16 protein-coding genes are annotated in these 15,349 nt (G+C 59.3%); 12 read left to right on the plus strand and 4 right to left on the minus strand.

What is annotated here, in order from left to right; all coding sequences use genetic code 11:
• Positions 1-148: 148 nt before the first annotated feature.
• The 3 genes from K5607_RS02620 to K5607_RS02630 all read right to left on the minus strand — a co-directional run bounded on the left by K5607_RS02620 (position 149) and on the right by K5607_RS02630 (position 2,690).
• Positions 149-1,378 carry an argininosuccinate synthase gene (locus K5607_RS02620; protein ID WP_221048102.1) on the minus strand — a complete coding sequence of 410 codons (1,230 nt, stop codon included), beginning with the start codon at positions 1,376-1,378 and terminating at the stop codon, positions 149-151.
• Between the two features lie 78 nt (positions 1,379-1,456).
• Positions 1,457-2,245: an alpha/beta fold hydrolase gene (locus K5607_RS02625; protein ID WP_221048103.1), complete on the minus strand. Its 789-nt coding sequence runs from the start codon at positions 2,243-2,245 to the stop codon at positions 1,457-1,459.
• Between the two features lies 1 nt (position 2,246).
• Positions 2,247-2,690, minus strand: coding sequence for a hypothetical protein (locus K5607_RS02630; RefSeq protein WP_156303071.1), 444 nt, complete (start codon positions 2,688-2,690; stop codon positions 2,247-2,249).
• 294 nt (positions 2,691-2,984) lie between these two features.
• Between K5607_RS02630 and K5607_RS02635 the strand changes: the two genes are divergently transcribed.
• Positions 2,985-3,383: a hypothetical protein gene (locus K5607_RS02635; RefSeq protein WP_054774513.1), complete on the plus strand. Its 399-nt coding sequence runs from the start codon at positions 2,985-2,987 to the stop codon at positions 3,381-3,383.
• A gap of 9 nt (positions 3,384-3,392) precedes the next feature.
• Here the strand turns inward: K5607_RS02635 and K5607_RS02640 are convergent, their stop codons facing one another.
• Positions 3,393-4,013: a DNA-3-methyladenine glycosylase family protein gene (locus K5607_RS02640; protein WP_221048104.1), complete on the minus strand. Its 621-nt coding sequence runs from the start codon at positions 4,011-4,013 to the stop codon at positions 3,393-3,395.
• Positions 4,014-4,072: 59 nt separating this feature from the next.
• Here K5607_RS02640 and K5607_RS02645 point away from each other — a divergent pair, with 59 nt between their 5' ends.
• The 11 genes from K5607_RS02645 to K5607_RS02695 all read left to right on the plus strand — a co-directional run bounded on the left by K5607_RS02645 (position 4,073) and on the right by K5607_RS02695 (position 15,343).
• A complete protein-coding gene (locus K5607_RS02645) occupies positions 4,073-6,157 on the plus strand; it encodes a thioredoxin domain-containing protein (RefSeq protein WP_221048105.1) in 2,085 nt (694 codons plus the stop codon).
• A 70-nt stretch (positions 6,158-6,227) separates the two neighbouring features.
• Positions 6,228-7,286, plus strand: a complete 1,059-nt coding sequence (rfbB, locus tag K5607_RS02650; RefSeq protein WP_054772521.1) for a dTDP-glucose 4,6-dehydratase — start codon at positions 6,228-6,230, stop codon at positions 7,284-7,286.
• Positions 7,287-7,290: 4 nt separating this feature from the next.
• On the plus strand, positions 7,291-8,166 hold the full coding sequence (rfbA, locus tag K5607_RS02655; protein WP_221048106.1) for a glucose-1-phosphate thymidylyltransferase RfbA: 876 nt from the start codon (positions 7,291-7,293) through the stop codon (positions 8,164-8,166).
• A gap of 5 nt (positions 8,167-8,171) precedes the next feature.
• A complete protein-coding gene (gene rfbC, locus K5607_RS02660) occupies positions 8,172-8,717 on the plus strand; it encodes a dTDP-4-dehydrorhamnose 3,5-epimerase (protein WP_054772520.1) in 546 nt (181 codons plus the stop codon).
• On the plus strand, positions 8,714-9,619 hold the full coding sequence (gene rfbD, locus K5607_RS02665; RefSeq protein ID WP_221048107.1) for a dTDP-4-dehydrorhamnose reductase: 906 nt from the start codon (positions 8,714-8,716) through the stop codon (positions 9,617-9,619). Before rfbC ends, rfbD begins: the two co-directional genes overlap by 4 nt.
• On the plus strand, positions 9,616-10,230 hold the full coding sequence (gene cysC / locus K5607_RS02670; RefSeq protein ID WP_054772519.1) for an adenylyl-sulfate kinase: 615 nt from the start codon (positions 9,616-9,618) through the stop codon (positions 10,228-10,230). Before rfbD ends, cysC begins: the two co-directional genes overlap by 4 nt.
• A gap of 97 nt (positions 10,231-10,327) precedes the next feature.
• Positions 10,328-10,699, plus strand: coding sequence for a MarR family EPS-associated transcriptional regulator (locus K5607_RS02675; RefSeq protein WP_246598935.1), 372 nt, complete (start codon positions 10,328-10,330; stop codon positions 10,697-10,699).
• A gap of 150 nt (positions 10,700-10,849) precedes the next feature.
• On the plus strand, positions 10,850-11,659 hold the full coding sequence (locus K5607_RS02680) for an ABC transporter permease (RefSeq protein WP_054772518.1): 810 nt from the start codon (positions 10,850-10,852) through the stop codon (positions 11,657-11,659).
• An 18-nt stretch (positions 11,660-11,677) separates the two neighbouring features.
• On the plus strand, positions 11,678-13,060 hold the full coding sequence (locus tag K5607_RS02685; protein ID WP_221048109.1) for an ABC transporter ATP-binding protein: 1,383 nt from the start codon (positions 11,678-11,680) through the stop codon (positions 13,058-13,060).
• Between the two features lie 174 nt (positions 13,061-13,234).
• Positions 13,235-14,254 (plus strand): radical SAM/SPASM domain-containing protein, encoded by a 1,020-nt coding sequence (locus K5607_RS02690; protein WP_221048110.1) that lies wholly within the window; start codon positions 13,235-13,237, stop codon positions 14,252-14,254.
• Between the two features lie 24 nt (positions 14,255-14,278).
• Positions 14,279-15,343, plus strand: coding sequence for a radical SAM/SPASM domain-containing protein (locus tag K5607_RS02695; RefSeq protein WP_221048111.1), 1,065 nt, complete (start codon positions 14,279-14,281; stop codon positions 15,341-15,343).
• Positions 15,344-15,349 lie beyond the last annotated feature (6 nt).

Consider the following 15,349-nt stretch of genomic DNA (forward strand, 5'->3'; position numbering starts at 1 on the left):
GGTGCCGCAAGGCGTCGCCGATCGCCGCCCCAGCGCCGCCTGGGCGGCATTGGGGCGGGGGGCTCTGCCGGCCCTTCTCGCAGCATAGGGTCAACGCCAGGCGGGCCGGCGTCGACTTAGGCACGATTTGGGCCGGGGAGATGGAGGATTAAGCGAACTTCGTGCCTTTCTTGGCGGCGATGCGCATGCGCAGCGCGTTGAGCTTGATGAAGCCGGCGGCGTCCTTTTGGTCGTAGGCGCCGGCGTCGTCCTCGAAAGTGGCGATGGTGCTGTCGAACAAGGAGTCGGTGGCCGAATCGCGGCCGCTGACGATGACGTTGCCCTTGTACAGCTTCACCCGCACCCAACCGTTGACCCGTTGCTGGGTGTGGTCGATCAGCACCTGCAACGCCTTGCGTTCCGGGCTCCACCAGTAGCCGTTGTAGATCAGGCTGGCGTAGCGCGGCATCAAGTCGTCCTTCAGGTGGGCCACTTCCCGGTCCAGGGTGATGGATTCGATGGCGCGGTGGGCCTTGAGCAAAATGGTGCCGCCGGGGGTTTCGTAGCAGCCGCGCGATTTCATGCCGACGTAGCGGTTTTCCACCAGGTCCAACCGGCCGATGCCGTGCTTGCCGCCCAGGCGGTTGAGTTCGGCGAGGATGTCGTGGGCGGCCATTTTCTTGCCGTTGAGGGCGACGGGATCGCCGTGCTGGTACTCGATGTCCAGGTATTCGGCTTCATCCGGGGCGGCCTCCGGGGAAACCGTCCAGCGCCACATTTCTTCCTCGGCCTCGGCTTTCGGGTCTTCCAGGTGGCGGCCTTCGTAGCTGATGTGCAGCAGGTTGGCGTCCATGGAATAGGGCGAGCCGCCCTGGCGGTGCTTCATTTCGATGGGGATGCCGTGCTGTTCGGCGTAGGTCAGCAGCTTTTCCCGGGACAGCAGGTCCCATTCGCGCCAGGGGGCGATGATCTTGATGTCCGGGCGCAGGGCGTAGGCGCCCAGTTCGAAGCGCACCTGGTCGTTGCCCTTGCCGGTAGCGCCGTGGGAGATGGCGTCCGCTCCGGTCTGGTTGGCGATGTCGATGAGGCGCTTGGCGATCAGCGGGCGGGCGATGGAGGTGCCCAGCAGGTATTCGCCTTCGTAGACGGTGTTGGCGCGGAACATGGGGAAGACGAAGTCGCGGACGAATTCTTCGCGCAAATCGTCGATGAAGATGTTTTCCGGCTTGATGCCGAATTTCAGCGCTTTGCTGCGCGCCGGCTCCAGTTCTTCGCCCTGGCCCAGGTCGGCGGTGAACGTGACCACCTCGCACTGGTAGTTTTCCTGCAGCCAGGTCAGGATGACGGAGGTGTCCAGGCCGCCGGAATAGGCGAGAACCGCTTTTTTGATTTGCGACATAGTGTTTCCAAAGTTGCTAGAGGGAGCGCCGTTGGTCGGCGCGCGAAAATCCGAAAGGGAAATTATAGCCCCAGCGGCTCAGGCCTGTCCGGCCGCGAAAAAGTCCCGCGTCGCCTGGAGGAACGCGGTGGGTTGCTCCACGTGCAGCCAGTGGCCGGCGCCGTGCAGGGTGCGGACGCGGGCTTGGGGGAAGCAGTGGCCGATGGCGGGGTAGTGCTCCGGCTGGATATAGTCCGAGTCCGCGCCGGCCAGGAACAAAGTTTCGCCGGGGTAGGGCGGCAGCGCTTTCAGGTGCGGCGGGGCCAGCACGGCCGGCAGGTTGGCGCGGATCGCCGCCAGGTTGGCGCGCCAGCGGTAGCCGCCGTTGTCCGCTACCAGGTTTTGCAGCAGGAACAGCCGCACGGCCGCTTGGGGAATGCTGGCGGCCAGGTGGGTGTCGGCTTGCGCGCGGTTGCGCAGCGTTGCCAGGGGCAAGGTTTCCATGGCGTCCAGGTAGGGCGAGTGGCGGTCGGGGTAATGGCTGGGGGCGATGTCGGCCACCAGCAGGGATGCCACCCGCTCTGGCCGGCTCATGGCCAGATACATGGCCACTTTGCCGCCCATGCTGTGGCCGATGACGTGCGCCCGAGGCCATTGCAGCCGATCCAGCAGCGCTTCCACGTCCCGGGCCATGGCCGGATAGTCCATGGCGTCGGCGTGGGGTGAGGCGCCGTGGTTGCGCAAGTCGGGCACGGCCACCTGGTGGTGTTCGGCGAGGGACTGGGCGACGCTTTGCCAGTTGCGGCCGCTGCCCAGCAGGCCGTGGATGATTAGCACGGGCGGTCCGCCTGTGCCGAAGCAGGCGTGGGCCAGAGGCAGCGCCGTCATGTCAGAGGAATAGGGCCAACAGCGTGAAAACCACCACGCCGCCCGCCACCGCCAGGATGGCGATATCCGCTTCGCTCCATGTGCGCCGCCAGGCGACCAGGGCCGCGACCGTGGCCAGGCACCAGTCGCGCGCTTGGATATAGGCGCGCACAATGCGCCGTATCAGGCTGCGCGCGGTGAAGTACAACACGATGATTATGAGGGTGGTGCCGGTCCAGACGGTGAAGATTTCCGCTTGGCGCCGGTGCATGTGCAGGACGTGCTCGTAGAATTCCTCGATGAGCATTTCGAGGGATTCCAGCAGCACATGGGTGCCTTCCTCCAGCAGGTGCAGCACGATGTCGCTGGCGAAGTAGAACAGGGCGGTCAGCCCCGCCAGCAAAGCCAGGCGTTGGTGCCAGGGAAAGCTTCTGCGCCGTCGCGCTGGGTGGGCGGCCGGCGTCACGGGCGCGATTCCTTGGCTGCGGGCCGAGCCATGCGCCGGCGCCCTTCGGGCGGCGGCGGGGACGCGGCGACGGCGATGGTACGCCGATCCGGCGAGTCCGGGCCATGGCATAGCGCGCGGGACACGGGGGTGTCGCCAGTGCCGCTGGTCTCGCCGATGACGCAGATCAATCGTTGCATAGTGGGGCCATTTTAGTTCTCCACCGTCGCTAAGCAAGCATCACTTGTTCGATGCGTCCCGCGGCAGTTATAGTGCCGGCCATCCGTTAACCGGCCCTGCCTCGGGAGATAGACTATGAATTTCAACCGTAAAGCCATTATTCAAGGCACTTTGGTGTTTATCGGCCTGTACACGTTGCAAATCCTTTTGATACCGGTGTTGGCTAAATTCGTCGACGGCGGCTGGAAAAGCGTCGGCCTGTCCGGGTTCCGCCAGGTTCTCGGTGTCGCCATCTGTCTGGGAGCTGGCTATGTGGCGGGGCGCATCGCCGGAGAGCGAGGCTTTTTGCACGGTTTCAACGCGGGGGCTTTCGGCACGCTGTTGACCGCCGTGGCGGCAGTGGCTTTTTCATTCATGTTCGGCATCCAGGCGCCTTTCCTGGACAGCTTGCCCGTTTGGGTGGTGCTGCACGGCGCCCTGGCCGGCGTCGGCGGCTTGATGACGGTGAATTTCCTGGTGGGCAAGCCCGAATAGCCGTTCGTTTCAATCCACCGCCGCCCACAAATACCAGCTGGCGATGGAGCGGTAAGGGCGCCATTTTTCCGCCGCGGCGAAATAGTCGTCGCGGGGCGCCTCGGCGGCCAGTTCGCAGTGGCGGCGGATGGCGTTGCGCAGCGCCAGGTCGCCCAGGGGCAGGATGTCGCTGCGTTGGAAGGCGAACATGAGGAAAACCTCCGCCGTCCACGGGCCGACGCCGGGGTAGGCCGTCAGCTCGCGCGCCACCGCTGCGTCCGGTTGCTTCCGCAATTCCTCCAAATCCAAGCGTCCCGACGCCACCGCTTCCGCCAAGCCGCGTATGTAGCGGATCTTGCCGCGCGACAAGCCGATGCCGCGCAGGACTTCCTCTTCCAACTCCAGCAGCGTTTCCGCGACGAAGCGCTCGCCGCCTTGCGCCGCCAGCAGCCGGTCGGCGATGCGTTGGGCCACTTTCACAGACAATTGCTGGTCGATGACGGTTTTGATCAAAACGTGGAAGTGGGACGGCGGCGGCTCGGCCAGGGCGCAGGGGCCGTGTCGGTCGATCAGTTGCGCCATGAGCGGATCGGCGGCGCGCAGGTGCCGTTCGGCCGGATGCAGAGGGTGGTGCGGCGGATGGATATACACGAGTGAAACGCTAGGTTTTTGCTACACTGGCAATCTCACTATATTCCCGGTGCGAGCGAATGCAAGCCACATCCCACACCAACCGCCTGGCGCTGGAAACCAGCCCCTACCTGTTGCAGCACGCCCACAATCCGGTGGACTGGCATCCCTGGGGCGAGGAGGCTTTGGCCCAGGCCCGCGACGCGGACCTGCCCATCCTGCTGTCCATCGGCTACTCCGCCTGCCATTGGTGCCACGTGATGGCCCACGAGTCTTTCGAGGACGAGGCCACGGCGGCGTTGATGAATGCTTTGTTCGTCAATATCAAGGTGGACCGGGAAGAGCGGCCCGATCTGGACAAAATCTACCAACTGGCCCACCAGGTGCTGGCGCGCCGGCCCGGCGGCTGGCCGTTGACGGTGTTCCTCAACCCCCATAACCAAGCGCCGTTTTTCGCCGGCACCTATTTTCCGCCGGAAGCCCGCTACGGTTTGCCGTCGTTCCGCGATGCCTTGCGACAAGTGGCCGATTATTACCACCGGCGCAAGGACAGCCTGGCGGAAAACAACCGGTCGGTGCTGGAAATCCTGCGTTCCGTCGATGCCGGCGGCCCTTCGTCGATGCCGGATGCGACGGTGTTGCGCCGAGGCCGGGACGCCATGGCCGCGGATTACGATTCGCATTGGGGCGGATTCGGCGGGGCGCCCAAGTTTCCCATGGCCGGCAGCTTGGAGTTTCTGCTGCGTTATGGCGATGGCGCAGACCGTGAGGCGGGGGAAATGGCGTTGCACGCTTTGTCTCGCATGGCGGTGGGCGGCTTGCAGGATCATTTGGCCGGCGGTTTCTACCGTTACTCGGTGGACGAGCGCTGGGAAATCCCCCATTTCGAAAAAATGCTCTACGACAACGGCTTGCTGTTGGCGCTCTACAGCGAGGCGTACGCCCGTAGCGGCGAGCCGCCGTTGCGCGACACGGCGCTGGCGGCTGCCGGCTGGCTCATCGCGGAGATGCAAGCCCCCGAGGGTGGCTATTACGCCGCGTTGGACGCGGATTCGGAAGGCGAGGAGGGCCGCTTTTACGTGTGGAGCCGGGATCAAGTCCGGCACGCCCTGAGCGAGGCGGAATGGCCCGTCGCGCAGCGCTGCTTCGGCCTGGATTCGCCGCCGAATTTCGAAGGCCGCTGGCACCTGCGCTTGGCCGCGACGCCGTCCCAGGCGGCGCAAGCCTTGAACCTGGAAGCCGCCGAAGCCGAATCCCTGTTGCAATCGGCCCGCGTCAAGTTGCTGCAAACGCGGGGAGGGCGGGTGCGCCCCGGCCGCGACGACAAGATACTCACCGCCTGGAACGCCATGGCGATTCGCGCCATGGCCCTCGCCGGGCGCTGGCTGGGGCGGCCGGATTTCATCGATTCGGGCGCGCGCGCCTGCGAGTTCCTGCGGCAACGGGCCTGGGTCGGCGGTCGCCTGTACGCCGGCTGTCCGGGCGGCGGGGGCAGCCGTCAAGAAGCCTTGGGTATTCCGCTGCGCGGCGGCTTGCCGGCCTATCTGGACGATTACGCTTATCTGCTGGATGCGCTGCTGGAATTGCTGCAAGCCCGGTGGAACAGCGATTGGTTGGCGTGGGCCACGGCTTTGGCCGACGATTTGCTGGAACGCTATGTCGACGCGGAGCGCGGCGGATTCTATTTCACCGCCGCCGACCATGAGGCCCTGATCCTCCGGCCGAAGTCCTTCGGCGACGACGCCGTTCCCGCCGGCAATGGCGTTGCCGCTCGAAGCCTGGCGCGGTTGGGGCATTTGCTGGGCGAGCCGCGTTATTTGCAAGCGGCGGAGCAGACGTTGCGGGCGGCGGGCAGCGCCATGACCCGCCACCCCCAGGCGCATGCGGCCTTGCTGACGGCCTTGGGCGAGTGGTTGGAGCCGCCGCAAATCGTCGTGTTGCGCGGCGACGAGGCAGCCATGGCGGCTTGGCAGGAGCAGGCCGGCTTGTCATGGCATCCGCGCCGCATGGTGTTTGCCATCCCCCGGGAAAGCCGCCTGCCCGGCGCGTTGGCCGCGCGGCAGGCGGGAGAGGCGACTTTGGCCTACGTATGCGCCGGCAACCGTTGCCTGCCGCCGGCCGTTTCGCCGCAGCAGCTGAGGGCATTGCTCGTCTCCGGTACTTGATGCCTGTTCTTTTTCGGGATGATGGTAAAATTCCGAGGATATTGCATTTTAGGGATACGAGGAGGGTGATTTGATTCTGGTAACGGGCGGCGCCGGTTTTATCGGCTCAAATTTTGTGCTCGATTGGCTGGCAGGCAGCGACGAGCCGGTGGTGAATCTGGACAAACTCACTTACGCCGGGAATCCGGACAATTTATCCAGCTTGGCCGGCGATGCCCGGCACGTGTTCGTTCAAGGCGACATCGTCGACCAGGCGCTGGTGGCCAGGCTGCTGGAAGAAAACCGGCCGCGCGCGGTTGTGCATTTCGCCGCGGAAAGCCATGTGGATCGGTCCATCCACGGGCCGGAAGCGTTCGTGCGCACCAACGTGGAAGGCACGTTCAGGATGCTGGAGGCGGTCAAGGCCTACTGGTCCGGCTTGCCGGAGGAAGATAAAGCGGCGTTCCGCTTTCTGCACGTTTCCACCGACGAAGTCTACGGCAGCCTCGGCCCCAACGACCCGGCCTTCAGCGAAACCACGCCGTATACGCCGAACAGCCCTTATTCGGCCTCCAAGGCCGCGTCCGACCACTTGGTGCGGGCTTACCACCACACCTATGGCCTGCCGACGCTGACCAGCAATTGCTCCAACAATTACGGGCCGTACCAGTTCCCGGAGAAATTGATTCCCCTCATTATCCTCAAAGCCGTGCGGGGCGAGCCTTTGCCGATTTATGGCGACGGCATGAACGTGCGCGACTGGTTGTACGTGGGGGATCATTGCGCCGCCATTCGCCGGATACTGGAAGCCGGCCGGCCGGGAGAAACCTATAACGTCGGCGGTTGGAACGAAATGCCCAATATCGATATCGTCCACGCCGTCTGCGACTTGCTCACCGAGTTGCGTCCCGACCCGCCTGCTCCGTATCGCTCCCTGATTACCTACGTCAAGGATCGCCCCGGCCACGACCGGCGTTATGCCATCGATGCCCGCAAAATCGAGCGCGAGCTGGGATGGCGACCCGAGGAAAGTTTCACCACCGGCATTCGTAAAACGGTGGAGTGGTATTTGCAGCACATATCCTGGGTGGAGCGGGTGGCCAGCGGCGAATATCGGAATTGGTTGCAACAGAATTACTCGGTACGTTAATAACATGAAAGGCATCATATTGGCCGGCGGCTCGGGCACTCGCCTGCATCCGGTAACCCAGGTCGTTTCCAAGCAGCTTTTGCCCATCTACGACAAGCCCATGGTTTATTACCCCCTTTCCACGCTGATGTTGGCGGGGATACGGGAGGTGCTGATCATCTCCACGCCGGAAGACACGCCCCGCTTTACGCAGTTGCTGGGCGACGGGCGGCAGTGGGGCATGTCTCTTTCCTATGCGGTGCAGCCGGAGCCGGGCGGCTTGGCCCAGGCGTTTTTGATCGGCCGCGATTTTGTCGGCAACGGTCCCAGTGCCCTGGTGCTGGGCGACAATATTTTTTACGGCCATACGCTGGCCGAGCAGATGCAGGCGGCGACGAGCCGGCCCCACGGCGCCAGCGTTTTCGCTTATGCGGTGAGCGATCCGGAACGCTACGGCGTGGTGGAGTTCGACCGCCAGGGGCGCGCCATCAGCATCGAGGAAAAGCCCAGCAAGCCGAAGTCCCGTTACGCGGTCACCGGCTTGTATTTCTACGACACCCAGGTGTGCGATATCGCCGCCAATCTCAAGCCGTCGCCTCGGGGCGAGTTGGAAATCACCGACGTGAATCGCCATTACCTGGCGCAAGGCGAGCTGACGGTGGAGGTCATGGGGCGCGGCATGGCCTGGCTGGACACCGGCACCCACGATTCCTTGCTGGAAGCCTCCACCTTCATCCAAACCATCGAAAAACGCCAAGGCCTGAAAATCGCTTGCCCGGAAGAAATCGCCTGGCGGCAAGGGTGGATCGACGACGAAGCCTTGCAGCGCTTGGCCCAGCCCTTGGCCAAGGGCGGCTATGGCGGTTACTTGCTCCGCCTGTTGCAGGACAAGGTGTACTGAGAGCCATGCGCATCACAGCCACCGCTATTCCCGACGTGCTGATGCTGGAACCGAAGGTTTTCGGCGACGAGCGCGGCTTCTTCTTCGAAAGCTTCAACCAAAAAGCGTTCGAGCAGGCTGTTGGCGCAGCGCTTCCGTTCGTGCAGGACAACCACTCCCGTTCGGCCAAAGGCGTGTTGCGCGGCCTGCATTATCAAATCAAGCAGGCTCAAGGGAAGTTGGTCCGCGTCGTGGCGGGCGAGGTGTTCGACGTCGCGGTGGATTTGCGGAAAAGCTCGCCCAGCTTCGGCCGTTGGGTCGGCGAACGTCTTTCGGCGGAGAACAAGCGCCAGTTGTGGGTGCCGCCTGGCTTCGCCCACGGTTTCCTGGTGTTGAGCGAGTCGGCCGAGTTTCTCTACAAGACCACCGATTATTACGCGCCGGAGCACGAGCGCAGCATCGCATGGAACGATCCCGATCTAGGGATAGCCTGGCCGTTGTCCGGCGAGCCTTCCCTGTCGGCCAAAGACCAAGCCGGGGTCGCTTTCGGCGGAGCCGAGGTGTTTCCGTGAACATACTTCTGACCGGCAAGGACGGCCAGGTGGGTTGGGAACTGCAGCGCGCGTTGGCGCCGTTGGGGAAGGTCGTGGCCGTCGGTCGGGACGCTTTGGACCTGGCCGATGCGGACGGTATTCGCCGCGTGGTTCGCGATGTCGCCCCTCGCTTGATCGTGAACGCCGCCGCGTATACGGCCGTGGATAAGGCGGAAAGCGAGCCGGAATTGGCCATGGCGATCAACGGTATCGCGCCGGGCATCCTGGCAGAGGAGGCGCGGCGATTGGGCGCGGGCTTGATCCACTACTCCACGGATTACGTCTTCGACGGCGCCAAGCAAGGCGAATATGCCGAAGACGATACGCCGAATCCGGTCAGCGTTTACGGCCAAACCAAGCTGGCGGGCGAGCGCGCCGTCTCGAGCTCAGGGGCGGAGCACCTCATTTTCCGCACCAGCTGGGTGTATGGCCTGCGCGGCCGCAATTTTTTATTGACCATGCTGCGCTTGGCCCGCGAGCGGGCGGAGCTGCGCGTGGTGGCCGATCAAGTGGGGGCGCCCACGTGGAGCCGGATGATCGCCGAAGCGACGGCGATCGTCGTCGCGCGCTGGTACGAGCATTCCGCCGGCGATGCTACGCCTCGTCCCAAATCCGGTCTGAGTGGCATCTACCATCTTGCTGCCGAGGGCTCCGTATCCTGGTGCGGATTCGCCGAGGCGATTGTGCGCCTTGCCGCCGAGCGTGAGGTTTTGGCGGTCGAGCGCGTGACGCCCATCGGTACCGCCGACTATCCGACTCCCGCCACCCGGCCGGCCAATTCGCGTTTGGCGGCAGGGCGTTTGGCGCATGGATTCGGCGTGACCATGCCGAATTGGCTGGACAGCCTGATGTACTGTTTGGATGCCGAGGCAAAGGATTGAGCCGGCACATCGTCTGGCAAACCAGCGGCGTGACGAGGGAGGAGCGGGAACGGTTGGGAGGCCATCGGGGATTCGTCCTATGGTTCACCGGGCTGTCCGGGGCCGGGAAATCCACCCTGGCTCATGGCATGGAGGCGCTTCTGCACGCCAGGGGCCTGCGTACCTACGTGTTGGACGGCGACAACGTGCGCCATGGCCTGTGTTCCGACCTTGGCTTCAGCGAGCAGGATAGACGCGAAAACATCCGCCGCGTGGGCGAGGTGTGCAAACTGTTCGTGGATGCCGGCGTCATCGTCCTGTCGGCGTTTATTTCGCCCTACCGTAGCGACCGCTCCTTCGTGCGAGCCTTGATGGAACAGGGCGATTTCGTGGAAATCTACTGCGATGCTTCCCTGGAAGTTTGCGAGCGGCGCGACACGAAAGGCCTGTACCGAAACGCGCGCGAGGGAAAGATCCTCGAATTCACGGGCATCTCATCGCCCTACGAACCGCCGGAACTCCCTGAGTTGGTAGTGGAGTCGGGGCGCAACGCCCCGGAGGCGTGCATCGCCCAGATCTGTGAGTATTTACTCGCCAACGGCATGATTCCTCCCTTGGCCGCAATCGGCTGACACACCTTCGTAAAAGGGTTGTGGTCTGAGTGCGCCCCCTGCTAGACTGCGTTCATTCGTTGAACGTTATGACTCCATGGTCCCCAAAGAACATTCCTTGCAAATTCTGAAACGGCTAGCGGCCGACCCAAAGCTGAGCCAACGGGCTCTGGCCAAAGAGTTGGGTATCAGCGTGGGCAAGACCAATTATTGCTTGCGCGCATTGATGGAAAAAGGGCTGGTCAAAACGGGCAATTTCCGCAATAGCGACAACAAGTTGGCCTATGTATACCTGTTGACGCCCCAGGGGTTGGAGGAAAAAGCCCGCTTGACCGTGGAGTTTCTCAAAATCAAGTTGTCGGAGTATGAGGCTTTGCGGGCGGAGATCGAAGAGCTCCATCAAGACGCCAAGGCGGTCGCTTTGGAATCTCCGGTTGAACCGATTCCGTCTTCCTTGGAGAAGGTGGCGTCTCCCCAGGAGCAGCTGTAGTGACGACATCGGCGTCAGCGCGGTATTTCCGTTGAGAGAAAACCCGCGCTATATTCGGTAGACGTAGCTTTTGAGGCCAGCATTCCTAAGCGAACACCGCGCCGAGTATTTTTCCAACCGATCAATAATTTAAAGAAACGCACGACTTTAATGAAACCCTTTTCTGTCGCCAGTGGAATAACCAGTCTCTACGAAAACCGGGATCTACTTCGCTCGCTGGTCCGGCGAGAATTACAGGCAAAATACAAGGCGACCACGCTCGGATTCGTTTGGGTCGTCATTTATCCCTTGATGATGCTCGCCGTATACAGCTTCGTTTTCGGCGTGATTTTTCAGTCCCGTTGGCGTGGGCAGGGGGATATGTGGGAGTTTGTTGAAATGCTTTATTGCGGGTTGATCGTGCACGCCATGTTCTCGGAAACCGTATCCAAAGCTCCCGGGATAATCGTCAACAATCCTAACTACGTAAAAAAAGTCGTTTTCCCGCTCGAATTGCTCCCGGTTGGCAATCTGTTCACCTCATTGGTAAACGCATCAATCGGATTCTTTTTGTTGTTGATGTTTGTCGTGGTCGACAAATTGGCGATTCACTGGACGGTCATATTCGCGCCGTTGGTAATAATGCCGATCATGCTGTATGCGATCGGCTTCTCGTGGCTGCTTGCTGCACTGGGAGTTTTTTTTAGGGATATAGAGCAGTTCATCGGGATTTTGATGTCCATGCTGCTGTTCCTTAGCCCGGTGTTTTATGCCACGGCATCGGCGCCGGAGTTCGCCCAGGACCTAATGGTGTTCAACCCGCTGACCTATGGAATAGAAGAAATGCGCAATGTTCTGCTCTCCGGAAAATTGTTGCGCCCTATCCCTTGGGGCGCAAATCTTGTCGTGTCCACGTGCGTCGCCTGGTGCGGGCTGTGGGTGTTCGAACGGTCCCGGCCGGCTTTCGCTGACGTTATATAGAGGCGCGGCTCAAAGATCATGAGTACTCAACCGGCAATTCGACTTTCAAATATCGGTAAGTGCTACCGGATTTTTCAGAATCCCCAGGACCGCTTTAAACAGGCGCTGTGGGACCGTTTTTCGCCGATACTAAATCACAAAAAGCCACGGCAGTTGTACCGAGAGCATTGGGCGCTGCAAGACGTCAGCTTTGAGGTGCTACCGGGTGAGGCGGTGGGTATTTTGGGGAGAAATGGCGCTGGCAAAAGCACTTTGTTGCAAATCATCGCGGGAACCTTGTCCCCCACAGAAGGAGCTGTTGAAACCTCTGGCCGGATTACCGCGTTACTCGAGCTGGGTAGCGGCTTTAACCCGGAGTTTACCGGGAGGGAGAACGTGTTTCACAACGCGCAAATTCTCGGTTTAACCCGCGAGGAAACGCTCAATCGGTTTGACGATATCGCTGGTTTCGCCGATATCGGGGATTTTCTCGATCAGCCGGTTAAAACCTATAGTTCCGGAATGATGATGAGGTTGGCGTTCGCTGTTCAAACCGCCGTCGAGCCGCAGATATTGATAGTCGATGAGGCTTTGTCGGTTGGCGATATGTTTTTTCAGGCGAAATGCATGGCTCGAATCAATAAGCTCGTTGATTCAGGTGTTTCGTTGCTGTTCGTAAGCCACGATATTGGCGCGGTTAGGCAGGTTTGCAAACGCGCAGTTTTGATTGATGGGGGGCGTGTTAGTGGTTTTGGTTCGGCCGCCGCAGTTACCGATAAGTACGTAAAACTGCAGCTTGAAGACAGGAATCTGGCGGGTGGCTCTAATGTTGGAGCGGAATCGGATGAAAAGGAACCATCGAGCGTCGAGCAAGCGGTACCGGTAGTTCTTAATAAGGATTTCGCCAATAGCGATTTTAATGATATTACTATCGGTCAAGAGGCTTTTAAGAAAAGAGCCGATTATAATCGTGTTAGTAACGGCGATGCTGAGGTCGTTAATGTGCAGATGCTGAGGAACGGAGATTACACTTCGGATTTCGATTTCGACGACGAAGTGCTGGTTAAGCTTAGCGTTTTGATGCACAAAACGTTGGAGAATTTGGATGTGGCATTTAAGGTTCGTACCTTGCAGGGTACCGACGTATTGTTTTTTGATACGCGGCTCAAAAATGAAATGCATCGTATCTACGAAAAGGGAAAGCTATATGCTTTTAACTGGAAACTAAAGCTGCCGTTGATGCATGGCAGCTACGTTTTGTCATGTGGTTTGGCTCATCCTCCCGTTGTGTCCGGGGCGGAGTGGCAGTCTGTGGACGTAATACCGTTCGTATATGAGTTTAGAATGTCGCCGAGACAACATGGAATGATTGATGGTTATGTTACGTTGCCAGTGGAGCTCGATATTAGCGTGTTGAACTAAGGAGGGGCATTTTGTTCTTTGGTGTGTGTGTCCCATCACCTGCTTGCGTAACGACGCCTGGGATTTGTTCATCCGTCGTAGGGGAGTGCATGTATTGTCACGCTTCTCGGGGGGGGCGATCTAGTGTGTGCCTGTTAGTTCACTGGTTTTTGGCTTGGATTTATAAAGAGGTTAATGATTATGCGTGCTGAAACTGAAGCTAAGCTTCTTGGCATTGAAGCTAAGCTCGAGGAGCATCCTTTCCCTCCGCAGTTGGTAATTGAAAATACTTCTTCTTGTGATCAACAGTGCATACATTGCTCTCATAAGGAGCTGCAACGTCCCAAGCGGCATATGAGCCGAGCGCTATGGAACAAAATTGTCGAAGAAGTTGGAAGAGAATCACCTAGCACCGAGATATGGCCAACCTTTTACGGTGAAGCGTTAGTAATGGGTGAGGAGATTTGGGACCGTATCGACTATGCCGCTCAGGCCGGCTGTGCCAATTTGGTACTAAACTCAAACGGTGGATTGCTTTTGCGCGGCGACCATATTGATCGGATTTTGAACTCCCCACTGAAGCGTTTTATCATTAGTGTGGATGGATACTCGAAGGCAGTTTACGAGAAGGTTCGATATTTAGGTGAGTGGGAAAGAACCTATGGAGGCATAGAAGAGCTGCTTCGACGTAAGGCCGCGAGCAATAAAGATTATCCGTTAATTATCTGTCAGTTTTCTCTTATGGAAGAGAACGAACATGAGGTTGAGGAGTTTCGAAAATATTGGCAGGAGCGAGGGGCTGAGGTCAAGGTGCGGCCCAAGCTCGAATGGACGGCCACCGGATCGATTCGCTCTGAGCATATCGACCACGAAACGAGTTTTAGAATCGCCTGCCCTTGGGGAAACAATACGATGGCGATTCATCAAGATGGGTCGGTGGTCGCTTGCGCAGTCGATTACGAGGGGATGCTTAAGGTGGGTAATGCTGGTGAGTTTTCCGTTAAAGAGCTATGGGCGCGTCTTGGCGAACAGCTTCGCCGTCCTCACCGGGAACATCGTTGGCAGGATATCCCGGCTGTTTGCAAAGGTTGTCGCGATTGGCAAACCGCTGGAGCCGAGTATGAAAAAAGCGACACGCCCGGGGGGAGGCCGTTTTGGTATAATTCCGAGTTGACCGATTTTAAAGTCAAGCCACTTAAGTCATCGGCGAGCTAAAAATTTATGACTAATTCATCCGATATGGCAGCCAAAGTTTCGTCATCGTCCGAGGTATCTTCTGGTCCGTCCGATCATGTCGCGCAATATGGCTTGCGCCCAGAAGCGGCTGAGTTTCCGATGATGTTGGTGTTGTCGTTTGTTTACCCGTGCAATGCGGAATGTCCGCACTGCCCTTATACGAATTCCAATATTAGGGATAGTTATAAGGACGTGCCATATATGCCGGACGACGTATTTAAGAAGATTGCGGATGAAGCCGGCCAATATGGCGCTTATCTTAGGATTTCCGGTGGTGGCGAGCCTATGCTTCATCCCCATGCGGTTGAGCTCCTGACCTATGCCAAACGTGTTGGTTGCAAGATTGGGCTAATTACCAACGGTTCCGCGTTCACCGAAAAGAACTCGCGAGCTTTGCTTGATGCGGGAGTCGACATGATCGAGTTCTCCGTCGACGCTCGAGACGCTGAGACTTATAGCGTGGTTCGTAAAGGGCTTAATTGGGAGCGATTGTTGCGTAATGCAAAAGGCATGATCGATATTCGCAATAGTATTGGCGGTGCGTCGAAAATCGTGGCTTCTGGAGTAAATCAGCAGGGTGTCGATATTGACGCAGTGGAGAAGTTTTGGCGCGAGGAAATTGGCGTCGACAATTTTATTAAGCGTAAATTTTTGACGTGGGGCGTCAACACATCGCTGGATGGTTCCCGCTCGGCAGACCCGTCTCCCTATCTAGATACCGACAATGTTCCGTGTCCGTTCATATTTGAGCGCCTTAATATCGATAGTCGCGGCAATGTTATGGTGTGTGGTTACGATATCGCGGCGAATACAAGTATGGGGCTGGTGACCGAACATAGCATTAAAGATATTTGGCATGGCGAGGGCTTCCGCCATTATCGCGAAATGCATTTGGCGAACCGGGGAGGGGAAATATCTATGTGCTCCACTTGTCCGGATTGGAAATACCGTTCATGGCACCACAATTATTGGAAGGTGGTGAAAGGTGCTGAAAAACAGCGAGCGGCGACGTTGCAACGACTGGGAGTCGACGATGATTTCCAGTCGGCCACGTTCGACGAACAATAATTAGCG

The sequence above is a fragment of the Methylogaea oryzae genome, from assembly GCF_019669985.1.
Classification (GTDB): domain Bacteria; phylum Pseudomonadota; class Gammaproteobacteria; order Methylococcales; family Methylococcaceae; genus Methylogaea; species Methylogaea oryzae.